Genomic DNA, 15933 nt, shown 5'->3' on the forward strand with positions numbered 1-15933 from the left:
TTATAAATTGTTAATGTAGTCAACTAGATTTCTCTCCGAACCGTTTTGGGTGTTTCGAGTGATGGTTATTTTACCATCTTTTGTAACTACTGGGGAAGAATCGAATAAAAACTCTGATTCAGGTTTACTTACAAATATTACATTCGCAACTGTGTTTTTTGGGATCTGGCTAAACTTTTCACTAAAAACCTCGTTTTCTGAATCATATTCTGAAAACATACCAACTCCGATACTATTGGAATCGTACTTAAGAAAAACATTGCTATTTGCAAGTGAATATGGCGAGTGTGCTTTGTTATATAAAACACCCCTTTCTTCAGTACTAGGATTGTATCGTGCAAAACTATACCAGCCTAACTCACCTATTATAGAGCGATATCCTAAAATTATATTTCCTGATGCATCTTGATAAGGTTCTTCAAAAACACTGTATTGAGGCACGACCTCCCACAGCACTGAACATTCAATTTCATTACAAGAAGGAGATACAAATAAAGATAAATCTAAGCTTTCATTATCAGAAGGGATAAACACTTGTATTTCCCCATTCATCAATACTGGGTTCCCATTGTGTTCAGCATTTATGTAGAATATGCTTTCGCTTAGTAAAGGCTCTACTGTTTGGTTGTTATTAATGCCATTTGTAGAAAGTTGACAAGCAATAATTTCCCCAGGGTTATACATTTCAAGTATTGAAAATGTTATTTCACCATCTATTATGGTCCCATCCAAATGTTGAAAGGTCCTTTCAGAAATATATAGAATTGTATTTTGGTTAGCCTTAATCTCGGTGCTTGTAAAATTATTGAACTGAAAAACTTGTAGCTTTGGAACTCGGCAGTCTAATGCGCTTTGTTTATAGATTGCACCATCAATTGGTCCTTGTTGATTTGGGTTTTCAACAGCTCCAACTTCACAGTCTTCAGAATCGGAACTGCAGCCAGACACCATTAAGAAAACACCTATACAAATACAATTAAATAATTTCTTCATATTTAAGCTATTACAGTACACAAGATACAACTTTTATAAAAAAGCTTCCCACTTCAGAATTAACTGAAATGGGAGCTTAATTAAATTGAAGGTATTTATTAGTTTTTAATAAATTTAAGCACTTGGTTTTTAGACAAGTTGTCTTCTATATTAATAAAATAAACTCCTTTCTGTAAGTCTGAAACATTTAAAGTTGTAGTACTTCCTGTTCCGTTAAGATTAATCTCTTTCACTTTTTGTCCTAAAACTGAATAAATAGCTAGAGATTTTATGGTGTTATTATTTAGGAAAACTGTAAGCTCTCCGTTTGTTGGATTAGGAAACAAACCACCTGTGTTGATAGAGTTATCCCCTACTCCCATCGTACCATCACAGTTAGTAAGTGTATAAGAATATGCAGTATCATTAAAATTCATCGGGCCTTCAGTAGTAGTTACAAGACCAGAACTAACTGGGATTTCATAAACACTAATGGATGTATGCGATAAAGTAAGATCCATATTATCACACATATTTCTTTTATCTGAAGTTCTAGTGATTTCGGCAAAAGTAAATGGCATTCCTTCTGGGGTTTGATATCCTACAGTGATATAGTCGTCTTGAGATCCAGAATTTAAATTCAGCACTGTGGCCATATCTGGATAGTAAATTAAAGGCATTTGCCCGTTCCAAAAATTATATTCATCTCCAGGTGCTTCAACATGAGTATTCAAATATTGGTAAGCAATGGAAACCTGATTACCAGTTGCTTTTTCAAATTCGTAGGTAAACACATTGCTTTGTCCAAATTTTACATCTCCAGCTCCATTTGTCCAATACTCTTCTCGATTATATCCAAAGACCACTAAGTTATCTGGGCTAAGAACAGATTCTTTTAAGGTAAATCCGTATCGATCTAAATATCCTGAATTAATTACCCAAGATAGGCTGTTTATTATATTTCCAGAAGTATCAAAAACGGTAATTCCAAAATTATGCATTGAGGAGTAATTAGATAGCATGTAAATATTTCCAGTACTAGCTTCATAATATGCATCAACACTTACATCTCTGGAGTTTCCGTATATATAACTTTTATCCCAAAGTGAGTTACCTTGATGATCTATAAGCAAGGCCAATACACCTTGTCTTTCAAAACCTTGCTGAGTAATACCTGTAGCACTTCCAGTTAGGAAAAACCCATTGTTAGTTTCGGTGATGTTATTGATAAAATCGTAGTCGTTATTTGCTCCAGATGTTCCTAAACTATCTACCTCTGTAGTCCAAATTACATTTAAGAATTCATCAACTCTAAGCACATACCCCATATTAAATGAACACTGGTTGTCTAAGTTATAGCAACTACTAACAAATCCACCAACTACAAAACCTGGATCTGTAGTTCCGTCGTTATCGGCATCTGTATCTGTGTATGCAATATTAAGCCCTGTTGAATTGAAGCTTGAACCAACAATATCGTAGTAGTTTACATTTATCACATTTCCTGAAGCAGCATCAATTTTTGCGATAAAAGTTCGCTTTGTACTACCTACATCTATAGAACCTGTAATGGCTACAACACCTAACATATTTGCAACATCAAAAACTCTTGCGTTCTGTAAAGAGCTGTCTGAATATTCTTTTGCCCAAATAATCATTCCATTTTCATCCATTCTTTTTAGACTAACCACAGAACTAGTCATTGTAGAATCAAATATATTGCTGGCAACTATAAAGTCCGTGCTGCCGTCATCGATAACCTCGATGTTAAGATCGTGATAGATATCTGAATTATGCTGTACCTCTCTTTGAAAAGGCTGCGCTTGTATTGTTAAGCAAAATAATCCGATTAATGCGAGTGAAAATAATTTTGTCTTCATAAAAATGTCTTTAATTAATATTTATAATTCAGCAACCTTTTGCTGCTTCATACTTATATCAATAGCTTTTAAAAATGTTACCCCTGTTTTGAGAAAAAAATAAAAAAGAAGAGCTTCTAAACCTCTGTGAGACTTAATTGACAGTGATATTTTATAAAAAAAGAAGGTCACTTTTGTAGTGACCTTCTCTGGCTATCAAATTAAACAACTAATCAACACACCAACTTACTATGGTAAATTATTAATAGCCGACACCATATTCTCGTGCGTATTCACTTGGGTATCTTCAAGATCAAATACATAAATATCATTTTCAGCAATTGTAACTCCTTGAATGGCGTATCTCCAATTGTCTCCTTCTGCGGTTGCAAAAATTATATGCACTTTCAACCCTATAGGTATTTGTCCATAATGTTCAGAAAACAATCCTGCCTGCTCATCAAAGGTATCTAGTTGAGCCAAGGCATTAGGTTCGCCATCGTAAGATAGATATACTGCGCTATTTTCATAATCAAAACCTTCAGGAGCTTTTACTTTTAATGTAGTTTTAGGTCTAGGATCACTGTAAAACTTATCAATATTTGTCCATCCAAATTCATCTAAAAACACAATATAAGTTTCACCTTCAGTAAATAGCTCATTGTGTGTACCTGGCTCAACTTCATCCCAAGTAAGATCTCCCTTCTCATCAATAATTCCTTTCCACAAAATCATTTCTGGATCTGCCCCTCCAGTATTTTCTCCGGGTACTAAAAGCTGAAATACGCATCCAGAATCTAGAGGAACGCCGTCTTTTGTCACTTCTATATAAAACTCTCCACCGGTAATTAGCATTGCTTTATCTCCATTCGAATTTAGCCCCATAGTTGGCTTATTGGTAGGTAACATATGTCCACTTTCAAAAATATCGACAAAACTTAGCTCTACTTCACCAGTTACTAAATTGCCATTTAGCGTTAAACAGTTTGCTGGAATATTTAAAACAGTTCCATCATTTGAAGTAAAAGAAAGGCCGTTTTCAGCATTAAAACTTACAGTTTCTGTGTGATCGTTTAGAGCAATTTCTCTTAACCCTTGAAACTGAGCTGAAGAAGGAGGCACGAATGCTATATCTGGTATTGTATCTACTTCTTCCTCTTTACTACATCCTATAGCTATTAAAGCTAGTAAGCCGACTAATAAAAGTTTTGAAAAGGGTGTTTTCATTTGTTTGTTCATTACATTTTTCATGAGTTCTAATTTTTTAAGATTATACCCTTATATCAATAGTTTTAAATATTGTTACCCATCAGTTGTTAGTTTTCATTATTTTTAAGTTTTTAAAACCAAACTTTGGAAACAAAAAAGATACATTCAGACCAGCGATATGTTGAAGCACTTCTTGCTAACGACAGCACTCTTATAAATGAGATCTATGAAAAATTTGCGCCCAAAGTGATTGCTTATGTTTGTAAAAACAGTGGAGATGAAACAGCGGCAAGAGATATAATTCAAGAAACTTTAATTACAGTTTATGATCAGGCAAAAACAAAAGGGCTAAAGCTTACTTGCCCTTTTGACGCCTATTTTTTTCTGATCTGTAAACGGAAATGGCTTAATACACTTAAAAAAAGTGGTAGTAAAGAGGTAACAATTGAGGAGGAACGTTTATCTATTAAAGACAATGCTGATGAAAACGCAGAACAAACTCAGCAATTTGAAGAGCAACAGAATTTATATATGTCTGTGCTTTCAAAAATGGGAGAAACCTGTAAACGAATAATTACCTTAGGTTTTTCAGCAATGTCTATGCAAGAAGTGGCAGAGCAATTAGGGGTAACTTATGCTTACGCCCGCAAAAAAAAGTCACTTTGCATTAGCAAATTAACCCAATTAATTAAAGAAAGCTCTCTGTATAGAAAGCTTCAAAATGACTATTAGTGATATGGAAAGTGAAGCCCATGAATTATTTGTTGCATATCTAGAAAACGAACTGTCAAGTTCCGAACGCGAAATCTTTGAAAGAAAATTGAATGAAGATTCGAAGTTTGAAGCGGAATTTTTAGAGTTTAAAAATATTTATGTCATTTTAGAAAATAAATTATCGCCCGAGCGAGCTTCGGTTTTGGAAACCATCAAGCAGGCTAATTCAAATTTTAATTATAAGCCGTTAAAAGTTACTACAGAGAAAACCGAGAAAAAAGTAATTAAATTTAAGCCTTGGAAATACGGAATTGCCGCATCTATATTACTGGCAATTGGAATTTTCATTTTTAATAATTTCAGTAAACCCACGTATTCTGACTTCGCAACACAGGAAACTATTTCATTAACTGTAAGAAGCGATGTAGATGAAACTTCTAAAAATGCTGAATTATCATTTAACTCAGCAGACTACGCAAAAGCACTAATACATTTTAACGAACTGTTGGAGGTAGAACCTAATAATTTACAACTTCAATATTATAAAGCGGTTGCCTTAGTTGAATTGAGTGAGTATGATGAAGCAGATAGTTTATTGAAAAAAATATCTGAAAGTAATTCTGTTTACGCATCAAAAGCCAAATGGATTAATGCGTTAAGTTATCTTAAACAAAAACGCTATAAGGAAACTAAGAAAGTCGCTAATTCTATTACCTCAAGTGACCCCGAATATCAAAAAGCTCAAAAGCTACTTTCAAAGCTTTAAGCCTAAAATATTAAATTTATAATATATCTATTGATTTTTAAACATATCAATATCTATTAACGAGATTATTTTTATTATCTTTAAGGAACCAACCTTAAACTTAACAAGTTATGAACTCCTCATTTACAAAAATAATCCGCACCATTTTGGGTTTAGGTTTGCTCTTTTTTGGACTGAGCAAATTATTCCACTTTAGTTTTTTACCCACTCACATTTATACTGATGACGCCGCACGTTTCATAGACTCACTAAGCGACTCTGGTTATATTATGTATGTAGTTGGAGTGTTTGAAGTTGCTATTGGACTTATGCTTGTAATAGGGAAATGGGTTCCATTTGCGCTATTATTGTTAGCTCCAATTTCCGTTAACATCCTATTATTTCATTTATTCTTAGACACTCCCGGACTTTTAATTGCAATAATTGTCATCCTTCTGAATGTGATATTAATTTACAAATATTGGAGTGTATATAGGCCACTATTTACTTAATCACCTTTAAAATTTTTAAAATGAAAAGCTTTCAATTATGGAAGCTTTTCGCTTTTTATATAGTTTCCTGCAATCTTAAAAAATTGTACATTTACACTTCTTAAAAAAAATCAACAAATATGAAGTTTTCAATCGTTCCAGCAGTTTTATTACTTGCTCTGGTTGGCTGTAAAGAAGAGCCTAAAAAAGAAGTAACAACAGTGACATATCCACAGATTAAAACAGTAGACACAGTAGACACTTATTTTGGTGTTGAGGTAAAAGATCCATATCGCTGGTTAGAAGATGACCGCAGCGCTGAAACCGCAGAATGGGTTAAAGCTGAGAACGAAGTAACTTTCGATTATTTAAATAAAATTCCATTTAGAGAGGAATTAAAAAAACGCCTTTCTGATATTTGGAACTATGAAAAAGTAGGAGCACCTTTTAAAGAAGGAGACTACACTTATTTCTATAAAAACGATGGATTACAAAATCAATATGTAATCTACAGATACAAAACTGGAGAAGACCCAAGCACAGCTGAAGTTTTCTTAGACCCAAACACGTTTAAGGAAGATGGTACTATTTCATTAGGGCAAGCGAGCTTTTCAAAAGATGGTAGTAAATTAGCTTACGCTATTTCTGAAGGTGGAAGCGATTGGAGAAAAGTAATCGTAATGAATACCGAAACTAAAGAAATAGTAGGCGATACTCTTAAGGATGTAAAGTTTAGTGGACTTTCTTGGAAAGGTGAAGATGGATTCTACTACTCTAGCTACGATAAGCCAAAAGGAAGTGAATTATCTGCTAAAACAGACCAGCATAAAGTTTACTATCACAAATTGGGAACTCCACAAAGTGATGACAAAGTAATTTTTGGTGCAACTCCAGAAGAAAAACACCGCTACGTTGGAGCATCAGTTACTGAAGACAATAACTATCTATTAATTAGCGCTAGCACATCAACTTCAGGAAACAAACTATTTATAAAAGACCTTAAAAATCCAAATGCAAAATTTGTTACAATTTTAAATGATACGGATTCAGATTCTTATGTACTAGAAAACGTAGGCTCTAAGCTTTACATAGTAACAAATAAAAACGCGCCAAATAAAAAAATTGTTACAGTTGATGCAGCTAATCCAGCTCCAGAAAATTGGAAAGATTTAATTCCTGAAACGGAAAATGTTCTTACACCAAGCACAGGAGGTGGAAGCATTTTTGCTAACTATATGGTTGATGCTGTTTCAAAAGTGAAACAATATGACTACGACGGAAAATTAATCCGTGAAATTAAACTTCCAGGCGTAGGTACTGCAGGTGGTTTTGGAACAAAAAAAGAAGAAAAAGAACTTTACTATTCTTTCACTAACTACGTTACTCCAGGAAGCATTTATAAGTTTAATATTGAAACTGGAGAATCAGAATCATTTATTAATCCAGAAATTGATTTTAATCCTGACAATTTTGAAAGCAACCAAGTTTTCTATACTTCTAAGGACGGAACAAAAATCCCGATGATCATTACGCATAAAAAAGGATTAAAATTAGATGGTAAAAATCCAACAATCCTTTATGGTTACGGTGGATTCAACATTAGTCTTACTCCTAGCTTTAGCATTGCAAATGCGGTTTGGATGGAGCAAGGCGGTGTTTATGCTGTACCAAACCTAAGAGGTGGTGGTGAATATGGTAAGAAATGGCATGATGCAGGAACTCAGATGAAGAAACAAAACGTATTCGACGATTTTATCGCTGCTGCTGAGTTTTTAATTGCAAACAACTACACTTCTAGTGACTACCTAGCGATTCGCGGAGGTTCTAACGGAGGATTACTTGTTGGAGCTACAATGACGCAAAGACCAGACTTAATGAAAGTAGCGCTTCCTGCTGTAGGTGTTCTAGATATGTTACGTTACCACACTTTTACTGCTGGTGCAGGTTGGGCATACGACTACGGAACTGCTGAAGACAGCAAAGAAATGTTTGAATACTTAAAAGGTTATTCGCCATTACACAATGTTAAAGAAGGAGTAGAATATCCTGCTACATTAATTACTACTGGTGATCACGATGATAGAGTTGTTCCAGCACATAGTTTTAAATTTGCTGCAGAACTTCAAGCTAAGCAAACTGGTAACAATCCAGTATTAATTAGAATTGAAACAGACGCTGGTCACGGTGCAGGAACTCCTGTAAGTAAAACCATCGAGCAATACGCAGATATCTTTGGATTTACATTATACAATATGGGTTATAAAAGCCTATCGAAATAATTAAATCGAAACTATACAACTAAAAAAAGCCTCGCAAATTGCGAGGCTTTTCTTTTAATCTAACTTATCTGTAAGTTTCTTAAATGTTTTCTTTGGATCTTTATTCTCGTAAAGAATTTCATACACCGCATCAATTATTGGTGTTTTAGCTTTCTTCTTACCTCTTTGCTGATTGAGCAAGTATGCGCTTTTTGATGCGTAATATCCTTCGGCAATCATGCTCATTTCTAATTGAGCACTTTTTACAGTGTACCCCTTTCCTATCATTGTTCCAAACAAACGATTTCGACTAAAGATTGAATACCCAGTAACAAGAAGATCTCCAAGATATGCCGAATCATTTATATCGCGTTTCATTTTATGAACCTTCTTTACATACTTTTTCATTTCGCGAATAGCGTTACTCATCAAAACACTTTGAAAGTTATCTCCATAACCTAATCCGTGTGCTATTCCCGCTGCTACGGCGTAAATATTCTTTAGCATAGCGGCATATTCTGTTCCTAAAACATCATCACTAGTTGTGCATTTTATGTAATCACTGCTCAACATATTGGCAACAATCTGTGCTTTTTCGTCGTCTGCACTAGCTATGGTCAGGTAACTCAATCTTTCTAAAGCAACTTCTTCAGCGTGACAAGGACCAGAAATAACACCTATATTATTAAAAGGAACTTTATAATGTGTATTAAAATGATCGCCTACAATCAAGCTTGTTTCAGGAACAATACCTTTAATTGCAGAAAACACTACTTTATCTTCTAATGAGGCGGTTAGTTTCTGTAATTCCTGATGAAGAAAAGCAGAGGGTATTACAAAAATTAAGTAATCTGCATCTTCAACAGCTTGGTTTATGTCATTGGTGAGTTTAAGTTGTTCCAAACGGAACTCAACCGAACTCAAGTAGTTTGGGTTATGACCGTGTTCTTTTATGTGTTCGATAGCCTGTTCGCTTCGCATATACCAACCTATTTCATCAAGGTTTTCGCTTAGCATTTTTACAATTGCTGTGGCCCAACTTCCGCCACCAAAGACTGCAAATTTTGGTTTATCTGACATTTTCTTGTTTTAGAAATTGATTTGGTTTTACAACCTTAAGAGATTTTATCTTCTATCGATACTCTTAAGTCAAAAGTACATAATTACAATCGAAACTTTTAACACTACCTTAATAAAGCCATTGCAATCTTTAATGAAGGTCCTGCGTTATAGTTGTGATTTTTGAAATGAGAGCTCCATACAGTGGAGATAGTTTGAAAAATTATTGGTTGGTTATTTAGTTGAGAACCGTCCCATCTTAATTAAATGGGGCGGTTTTTTTATCTATAAAAATTCATCTCGTCTAAATATTTCCAAACTTCTGGTGAAAGCATTGGACGAATATTTTTATTGTCTTTTACACCTTTTCTTATGAATGTTGAAGATAATTCGATGATAGGTGCATCAACTTTAATTATTTTTTCGTGATTGTTGAATTGTGTTTCTACTACTCCTTCAGAAATACGTGGGTAAACATAGATAGAATAACGATCTAATATTACTTCGTAGTTTTTCCATTTATGAAGACTCTTTAAGTTGTCTTCTCCCATTATCAAACAAAAATCTCTTGAAGGATATTTTTCTTCTAAATGAGCTAAAGTATTAACGGTATAATTGGGTTGGGGCAAACCAAACTCAATATTACTAGCTTGCAATTTATCATAATTATCAATCGCTAATTCCACCATTGCCATACGGTGATAATCTTCCAAAAGATTCTTTTTCTTTTTGTGCGGATTATGAGGTGTAATTACAAACCAAACTTCATCTAAATCACTAAACTCTACCATGTGGTTGGCAATAATCAGATGCCCCATATGTATGGGGTTGAAAGTTCCAAAGTAGAGTCCTATTTTTTTTTGTTTTTTCATATCGCTGAGACCTTGCTAGGCAATGTTCTTACGTATGTTATTTGTCGGAAACGATAAAGTTTTTTACTAAATCGTGAGCTTCATTTAAAGCAGTTTCCAAATCGTGGTTTTTTATAATTTTATCAAACTGAGGGGCTGTGGCAAGCTCTACAGAGGCTTTTGCAATTCGCATATTAATACGGTCATCACTCTCAGTTTTTCGCTTTTTTAAACGGATTTTTAGTTCGTCTATACTTGGTGGTTTTACAAAAACAGCAAGTGTGCGGTCTGGAAATTTCTTTTTAATACGAAGTCCTCCCGCAACATCAATATCGAAAATCACATTTTTTCCTTCTTCCCAAATACGTTCTACTTCAGATTTTAAAGTTCCGTAAAAGTTATCTCGGTAAACTTCCTCCCATTCGAGGAAATCATCGTTTTTTATGTGTTGTTTGAATTCTTTCAACGAAATGAAATAGTAGTTTTCACCGTGTTTTTCATCACCTCTTGGATCTCGTGAAGTACAAGAAACCGAAAATTTTAAGTTGAGATCTTCTTGCTTTAACAAATGTTGAACTATAGTGGTTTTTCCACTTCCTGAAGGTGCCGAAAACACTATTAATTTACCCCCTTTTTCTGAATTCATAAAATTGTATTGACTTAAAACTTATTTGCGTAGAACGCTTTGTAGTTATTTTTTAAACTCTAAGTATTAAAGTACGTTTAATGCTTGTTCTTTAATTTTCTCTAGCTCATCTTTCATCTGTACAACAATTTGCTGCATAGGTGCGTAGTTTGCTTTACTTCCAATAGTATTAATCTCTCTACCTAGCTCCTGAGTAATAAAGCCAAGTTTTTTACCATTAGAATCGCTTGATTTTAGAGTTTCATTGAAATAATCTAAGTGGTTTTTAAGTCGAACCTTTTCTTCAGTGATATCGTATTTTTCTAAATAGTAGATAAGTTCTTGTTCAAAACGATTTTCATCAACTTTCTCTTTGATATCTGCTACTGCTTTTCGCAATCTTTCTTTAACTCCATCTATTCGTTCTGGGTCTATTGCCACAACGTCATCGAGTAACTTCGATATATTTTTTGAACGCTCAATAAAATCGTTTTCAAGTACTAAACCTTCATCCGATCTATATTTATTGATTGCCTCTAAAGCTTTATTGATACCTTTTAAAATTTCTTCATATTCCTTCTCGTCAATCTCTTCACGTTCCGTTTTTAAAGCATCTGGCATGCGAACTGCCATTTTTAAAAGCTCAACTGGATCGCCGTTTACAACATTTGCTAGTTGCTTGATGTATTGTTTTACAGCATCCTCATTAATTTGAGTAGCAACTTCTTGTCCAGTAACTTCAATGTAAAGAGAAAAATCTACTTTTCCTCTTTGTAAAGATTTTGCAAGAATATCGCGTATTTCTAATTCTTTTTCGCGGTATGCTGAAGGCACACGTGTGTTAAGATCTAGACCTTTGCTGTTAAGCGACTTAATTTCTATAGTAATTGTTTTTGAAGGCAATTGGACAACTTCCTTGCCATAGCCCGTCATTGATTGAATCATATACTTAATTTATTGACGGCAAAGGTAATAAAATAGTCTTTAGCGGATAGTCGTTAAAGTGCAGCTGTTTTTAAAAATCTTCATTTAAAAATTTTAAAGCTCTCTCCTCACTGTAATAGCGTAAATTAGATTGATGAAAACCTACGTGACCCCCATATTTGGGAATTTCTAAATAAAGGTTTTTCATTTCTGTTGCTAACTGAATCGGGTAACATTCTGAAGAGAGAAAACTATCATTTTGGGCGTTTAAAAGAAGTACTGGAATAGTAATATTCGGCAGAAATTGAAGACTGCTGTTTTTTTCGTAATAGTCATAAGCATCTTTAAACCCATGTGCTGGAGCGGTATAAACATTGTCGAACTCTAATAAAGTGGTGATTTTCTTATATTCTGAATGACTCATTTTTTCAGGGAAATCATTCATTTTCACTTTATACTTTTCTCGAAGTTTTATCAAGAAAGATTTTCTATACATCCAGTTTGAAAGCTTATTTAACGACTCTAAGGATCCTCTTAAACTAACAGGAGTTGAGATTGAAACTGCTTTTTTAATTTCTTTCGGAAAAGTATCGCGCTCCCCTAAATATTTCAAAAGTAAATTACCTCCGAGACTAAATCCCATTAAGGCTATTTCATTGTATTTATTCTTGTCTAAAACTAGTTCTACAACTGCTTCCAAGTCGTCTGTTTTTCCAGCGTTATAAGATTGAAATGAAAGGTTTGGCTCCCCGCTACAACCTCGAAAATTTACAGCAGCCACATCCCACCCATCATCAACTAAGTGTTTTGCTTGTGCTACAATGTAAGTGCGTTGTGCGTTTCCCTCTAATCCGTGTAGTAGAATTGCTACTTTACTAGAATTACCTTTTGAATATGACCAATCAATATCTAAAAAATCGGCGTCGGGTAACACTAACCTTTCACGATGCTGCAACAATTGAGGTAAGGGGCGAAACTTCGAAGAGTAAATAGTCGAAAAATGTCCATTTTTAAATGGAAATTTAGGATTATATGAACTTTTTAGAATAGGCATTTGCTAATGAAGATTTAACACAATCTAAACAAATTTATTATGCTTGCATAGTAAAAGTACTTTAAATTTGCAGAAAAAATTACAGATGTATATAAAACAATTTGAAATACGTTGGAGTGATGTGGATGCAAATCGTCACTTACGTAACAGTGCTTATATAGATTACATGAGCCACACTCGAATGGCTTTTATGATTGAACACGGCTTAGACCAAAAGCATTTAGTGAAGTACAATCTAGGTCCAGTGGCATTTTATGAACATATGTATTATTTCAGAGAAGTTTTTCCTGGGAAACCTGTTTCGGTTTCTCTTCAACTAAAAGGACTTTCAGAAGATGGAATGTATTTTAAATTCCTTCACAACTTTTATGATGAAAATGGTAAAAACTTTGCAAGCTGTGAAATGATGGGCGGTTGGATAGACCTAAATGCTCGTAAACTAACAGGACTTCCAGAAGAAATTTTGGAAAAATTCAACGCTTTTGAAAAAACAGACGACTTCGAAGTAATTACTAAAGAAGATACACGTAAAAACAACATACGTCCAAGAGATTTAGAATTACAAGCTTAATTTAAATCTCTTTGATTTTACTTATTGAATTACTTTTAAAAAAGTATTCATAAAGCTATATAAACATAGGTGCATTTATCTGATTAAATAAGTTAGATTATAATATCTACATTATTTAAAAAAGTAAATGCACCTATTGTATTAGGTTATAATGTAAAGTGTTTATTTATTTGAGTGAATAGACTCTTTAGCCGCTGCAACAGTTTTTTTGCTACTGCCAATAAATATCTTGTCGTTATTAACAATTACAGGTCGCTTTAAAAACGTATAATGCTCTAGAATTAAGTTTTTAAAATCCTCCTCTAGAAGTTCTTCATTTTTCAAGTTACGCTCTTGATAAAGTTTTGCTCTTCTACTAAAAAGATCTTCGTAGCTGTTAGTAAGGTTGAAAAGTTCTGTTAACTCCTCTTCTGAAATCCCCTGAACTTTTATGTCTTGCTTTATAAAAGACGAAGGAATTTCAATTTCATTCATTACACGCTTACACGTGTCACAAGTGGATAAATAATATACTTTCTGCATAATTCAAATTTAATCAATCTTTAAAAATGGTTTTGCTTCCTTTAAAGCAATTTTTAGCTCGATTGGACCATCGGCGTAACTTGCAATTTCGTACTGATTGTAAACAAAAATTAAACTGTCTTGTATAAAACCAAAACTTTCAGGAAGACTAAACTTATCGTTTTCAAAGGTAAATCCTGTAGCATTTATTGATTCATTTTTATCAATTTCTTGCTGTGCACGAAACTTTTCTTCCGCGAAATCGACAAATTCATTTTTGTTTTTAAAAAGCTCATTTGCCGAAAGTTCTTCTCCAGTTCTTGGATCAATATTTAAGAATGTTGTTGTTCCATATCCGTGAGCACCACCAGTATAAAGATATTGGCGCAGTTCAAAACAAATATGGTTTTCAGTGTTGTATATTTCATTTACCGAAATCTCAGCAAAATACTCACCGGCCATATCAGGAAACTGTTCTTTGTCGGCATAATACACCTCTATAAATCCAGTTGCTGCCTCCTCAATGGTTTTGGCGTTTGGAGTTGTATCTTCACCTAATAAAAGCGACTGATAGATAAATGATTTTATTTTGTTGTTAATCTTTCCAGCAATACTCTCATTTCCAAAAACCTCAACATAGTTTATTGTAACTTCAGGACAGTCTTTGTCCTTACAATACGATAGTTCTTTTTCGGTCAAACTTTGAGACGAAAACTCTATACTTTTATCTTGGGTACAACTGGTTAGAGCAATTAAAACTAAAGTTACTACCGCGTATTTTTTATACATATTATTTTAAGAATTGGTTAATTTGTTACCCCAATGGGGTAGATTTATTCTTTCAAAAGTAATAACTTTAAAATCAGCTATTGTGAAATTTTTATTAAATGATATATAATTATTTCAGAATATTAAATTACGTTTTCAAGTTTTAAAATATACTATGAAATTTAACACTAAAACCATTCACGGCGGACAAGAAAATATCGACCCAGCTTACGGGTCTGTAACGCCTCCAATTTATCAAACCTCAACATATTCGCAAACTACACCTGGTGGACATAAAGGTTTCGAGTATTCGCGTAGTGCAAATCCCACGCGCGCTGCTTTGGAAGTTGCATTTGCGAGTATTGAAAATGGAAAATTTGGTCTTGCCTTTGGAAGTGGGCTTGCTGCAATAGATGCTGTGATGAAGCTTTTTAAACCTGGAGATGAAGTAATCACAACAAATGATCTTTACGGTGGCACTTATCGACTATTTACAAAGATTTTTGAAGGATTTGGTATTACCTTTCATTTTGTTGGAATGGACAATGCCGACACTATTGAAAAATACATAAACAATAACACCAAACTTATTTGGGTAGAAACCCCAACAAACCCGCTTTTAAATATTGTAGATATTAAAAAAGTTGCATCAATTGCTAAAAAACACAAATTGCTTTTAGCCGTTGATAATACTTTTGCATCACCTTATCTTCAGCAACCATTAGAATTAGGAGCAGATATCGTTATGCACAGCGCTACTAAATACTTAGGAGGTCATAGCGATGTGGTAATGGGTGGTTTAATTGTAAAAGACAAAGGATTAGCAGACAAACTATATTTTATACAAAACGCTAGTGGTGCAGTGTGTGGCCCACAAGATAGCTTTTTGGTTTTACGTGGTTTAAAAACACTCCATGTTCGTATGCAACGCCATTGTGAAAATGGAAAAGCTATCGCTGAATATTTAGTGGAACACCCAAAAATTGAAAAAGTTTATTGGCCAGGATTTGAAACTCACCCAAATCATGCAATAGCAAAAGAGCAAATGAAAGATTTTGGAGGAATGATTTCATTTGTAACCAAGGGCAACAATTATAATGAAGCAATTAGAATAGTTGAAAACCTAAAAATTTTCACATTAGCTGAAAGTCTGGGTGGTGTAGAAAGTCTGGCGGGACATCCTGCAAGCATGACACACGCTAGCATTCCAAAAGAGGAGCGAGAAAAATTAGGTGTTGTGGATTCGTTAATACGTCTTTCTGTGGGAATTGAAGATGTAGAAGATTTAATTGCAGATCTAAAACAGGCTATTGGTTAAGGTTTTGAAATGTG

General features: G+C 34.0%; 16 protein-coding genes. 6 read left to right on the forward strand and 10 right to left on the reverse strand.

The window, feature by feature from the left end:
- From G3A46_RS01005 to G3A46_RS01015, 3 genes are all read right to left on the reverse strand, one after another.
- Positions 1-993, reverse strand: a complete 993-nt coding sequence (locus tag G3A46_RS01005) for a hypothetical protein (RefSeq protein ID WP_165145043.1) — start codon at positions 991-993, stop codon at positions 1-3.
- A gap of 98 nt (positions 994-1091) precedes the next feature.
- Positions 1092-2852, reverse strand: coding sequence for a T9SS type A sorting domain-containing protein (locus G3A46_RS01010; protein WP_165145046.1), 1761 nt, complete (start codon positions 2850-2852; stop codon positions 1092-1094).
- Between the two features lie 228 nt (positions 2853-3080).
- Positions 3081-4082, reverse strand: a complete 1002-nt coding sequence (locus G3A46_RS01015; protein ID WP_165145049.1) for a hypothetical protein — start codon at positions 4080-4082, stop codon at positions 3081-3083.
- Between the two features lie 102 nt (positions 4083-4184).
- On the opposite strand from G3A46_RS01015, the gene G3A46_RS01020 reads away from it, so the two are divergent.
- The 4 genes from G3A46_RS01020 to G3A46_RS01035 all read left to right on the forward strand — a co-directional run bounded on the left by G3A46_RS01020 (position 4185) and on the right by G3A46_RS01035 (position 8269).
- Positions 4185-4772 (forward strand): sigma-70 family RNA polymerase sigma factor, encoded by a 588-nt coding sequence (locus G3A46_RS01020; protein WP_165145052.1) that lies wholly within the window; start codon positions 4185-4187, stop codon positions 4770-4772.
- Positions 4762-5520, forward strand: a complete 759-nt coding sequence (locus G3A46_RS01025; protein ID WP_165145055.1) for a tetratricopeptide repeat protein — start codon at positions 4762-4764, stop codon at positions 5518-5520. Before G3A46_RS01020 ends, G3A46_RS01025 begins: the two co-directional genes overlap by 11 nt.
- A 110-nt stretch (positions 5521-5630) precedes the next feature.
- The gene (locus G3A46_RS01030) at positions 5631-6011 is read left to right on the forward strand and encodes a DoxX family membrane protein (RefSeq protein WP_165145058.1); all 381 of its coding nucleotides are present in this window, start codon (positions 5631-5633) and stop codon (positions 6009-6011) included.
- Between the two features lie 119 nt (positions 6012-6130).
- On the forward strand, positions 6131-8269 hold the full coding sequence (locus G3A46_RS01035; protein ID WP_165145061.1) for a prolyl oligopeptidase family serine peptidase: 2139 nt from the start codon (positions 6131-6133) through the stop codon (positions 8267-8269).
- 54 nt (positions 8270-8323) lie between these two features.
- On the opposite strand, the gene G3A46_RS01040 is transcribed toward G3A46_RS01035, so the two are convergent.
- The 5 genes from G3A46_RS01040 to G3A46_RS01060 all read right to left on the reverse strand — a co-directional run bounded on the left by G3A46_RS01040 (position 8324) and on the right by G3A46_RS01060 (position 12761).
- Complete coding sequence (locus G3A46_RS01040) at positions 8324-9328, reverse strand: NAD(P)H-dependent glycerol-3-phosphate dehydrogenase (RefSeq protein WP_165145064.1); 1005 nt, start codon at positions 9326-9328, stop codon at positions 8324-8326.
- A gap of 260 nt (positions 9329-9588) precedes the next feature.
- Positions 9589-10179: a nicotinate (nicotinamide) nucleotide adenylyltransferase gene (nadD, locus tag G3A46_RS01045; protein ID WP_165145067.1), complete on the reverse strand. Its 591-nt coding sequence runs from the start codon at positions 10177-10179 to the stop codon at positions 9589-9591.
- Between the two features lie 37 nt (positions 10180-10216).
- Positions 10217-10804: a guanylate kinase gene (gene gmk, locus G3A46_RS01050; RefSeq protein WP_165145070.1), complete on the reverse strand. Its 588-nt coding sequence runs from the start codon at positions 10802-10804 to the stop codon at positions 10217-10219.
- A 66-nt stretch (positions 10805-10870) separates the two neighbouring features.
- Entirely contained in the window at positions 10871-11728 is an 858-nt protein-coding gene (locus tag G3A46_RS01055) for a YicC/YloC family endoribonuclease (protein WP_165145073.1), read from the reverse strand.
- Positions 11729-11798: 70 nt separating this feature from the next.
- Entirely contained in the window at positions 11799-12761 is a 963-nt protein-coding gene (locus G3A46_RS01060; RefSeq protein ID WP_165145076.1) for an alpha/beta fold hydrolase, read from the reverse strand.
- 85 nt (positions 12762-12846) lie between these two features.
- On the opposite strand from G3A46_RS01060, the gene G3A46_RS01065 reads away from it, so the two are divergent.
- Positions 12847-13332 (forward strand): thioesterase family protein, encoded by a 486-nt coding sequence (locus G3A46_RS01065; RefSeq protein ID WP_241836847.1) that lies wholly within the window; start codon positions 12847-12849, stop codon positions 13330-13332.
- A 162-nt stretch (positions 13333-13494) separates the two neighbouring features.
- Here G3A46_RS01065 and G3A46_RS01070 read toward each other — a convergent pair whose 3' ends face one another.
- Positions 13495-13854 carry an ArsC/Spx/MgsR family protein gene (locus G3A46_RS01070; RefSeq protein ID WP_139854035.1) on the reverse strand — a complete coding sequence of 120 codons (360 nt, stop codon included), beginning with the start codon at positions 13852-13854 and terminating at the stop codon, positions 13495-13497.
- A gap of 9 nt (positions 13855-13863) precedes the next feature.
- Positions 13864-14622 (reverse strand): DUF3298 and DUF4163 domain-containing protein, encoded by a 759-nt coding sequence (locus G3A46_RS01075; RefSeq protein WP_165145081.1) that lies wholly within the window; start codon positions 14620-14622, stop codon positions 13864-13866.
- Between the two features lie 154 nt (positions 14623-14776).
- On the opposite strand from G3A46_RS01075, the gene G3A46_RS01080 reads away from it, so the two are divergent.
- Positions 14777-15919 (forward strand): cystathionine gamma-synthase, encoded by a 1143-nt coding sequence (locus G3A46_RS01080; RefSeq protein WP_165145084.1) that lies wholly within the window; start codon positions 14777-14779, stop codon positions 15917-15919.
- The last annotated feature ends 14 nt before the right edge of the window (positions 15920-15933 follow it).

The organism is Aequorivita sp. KMM 9714, from assembly GCF_011065475.1.
GTDB lineage: Bacteria > Bacteroidota > Bacteroidia > Flavobacteriales > Flavobacteriaceae > Aequorivita > Aequorivita sinensis.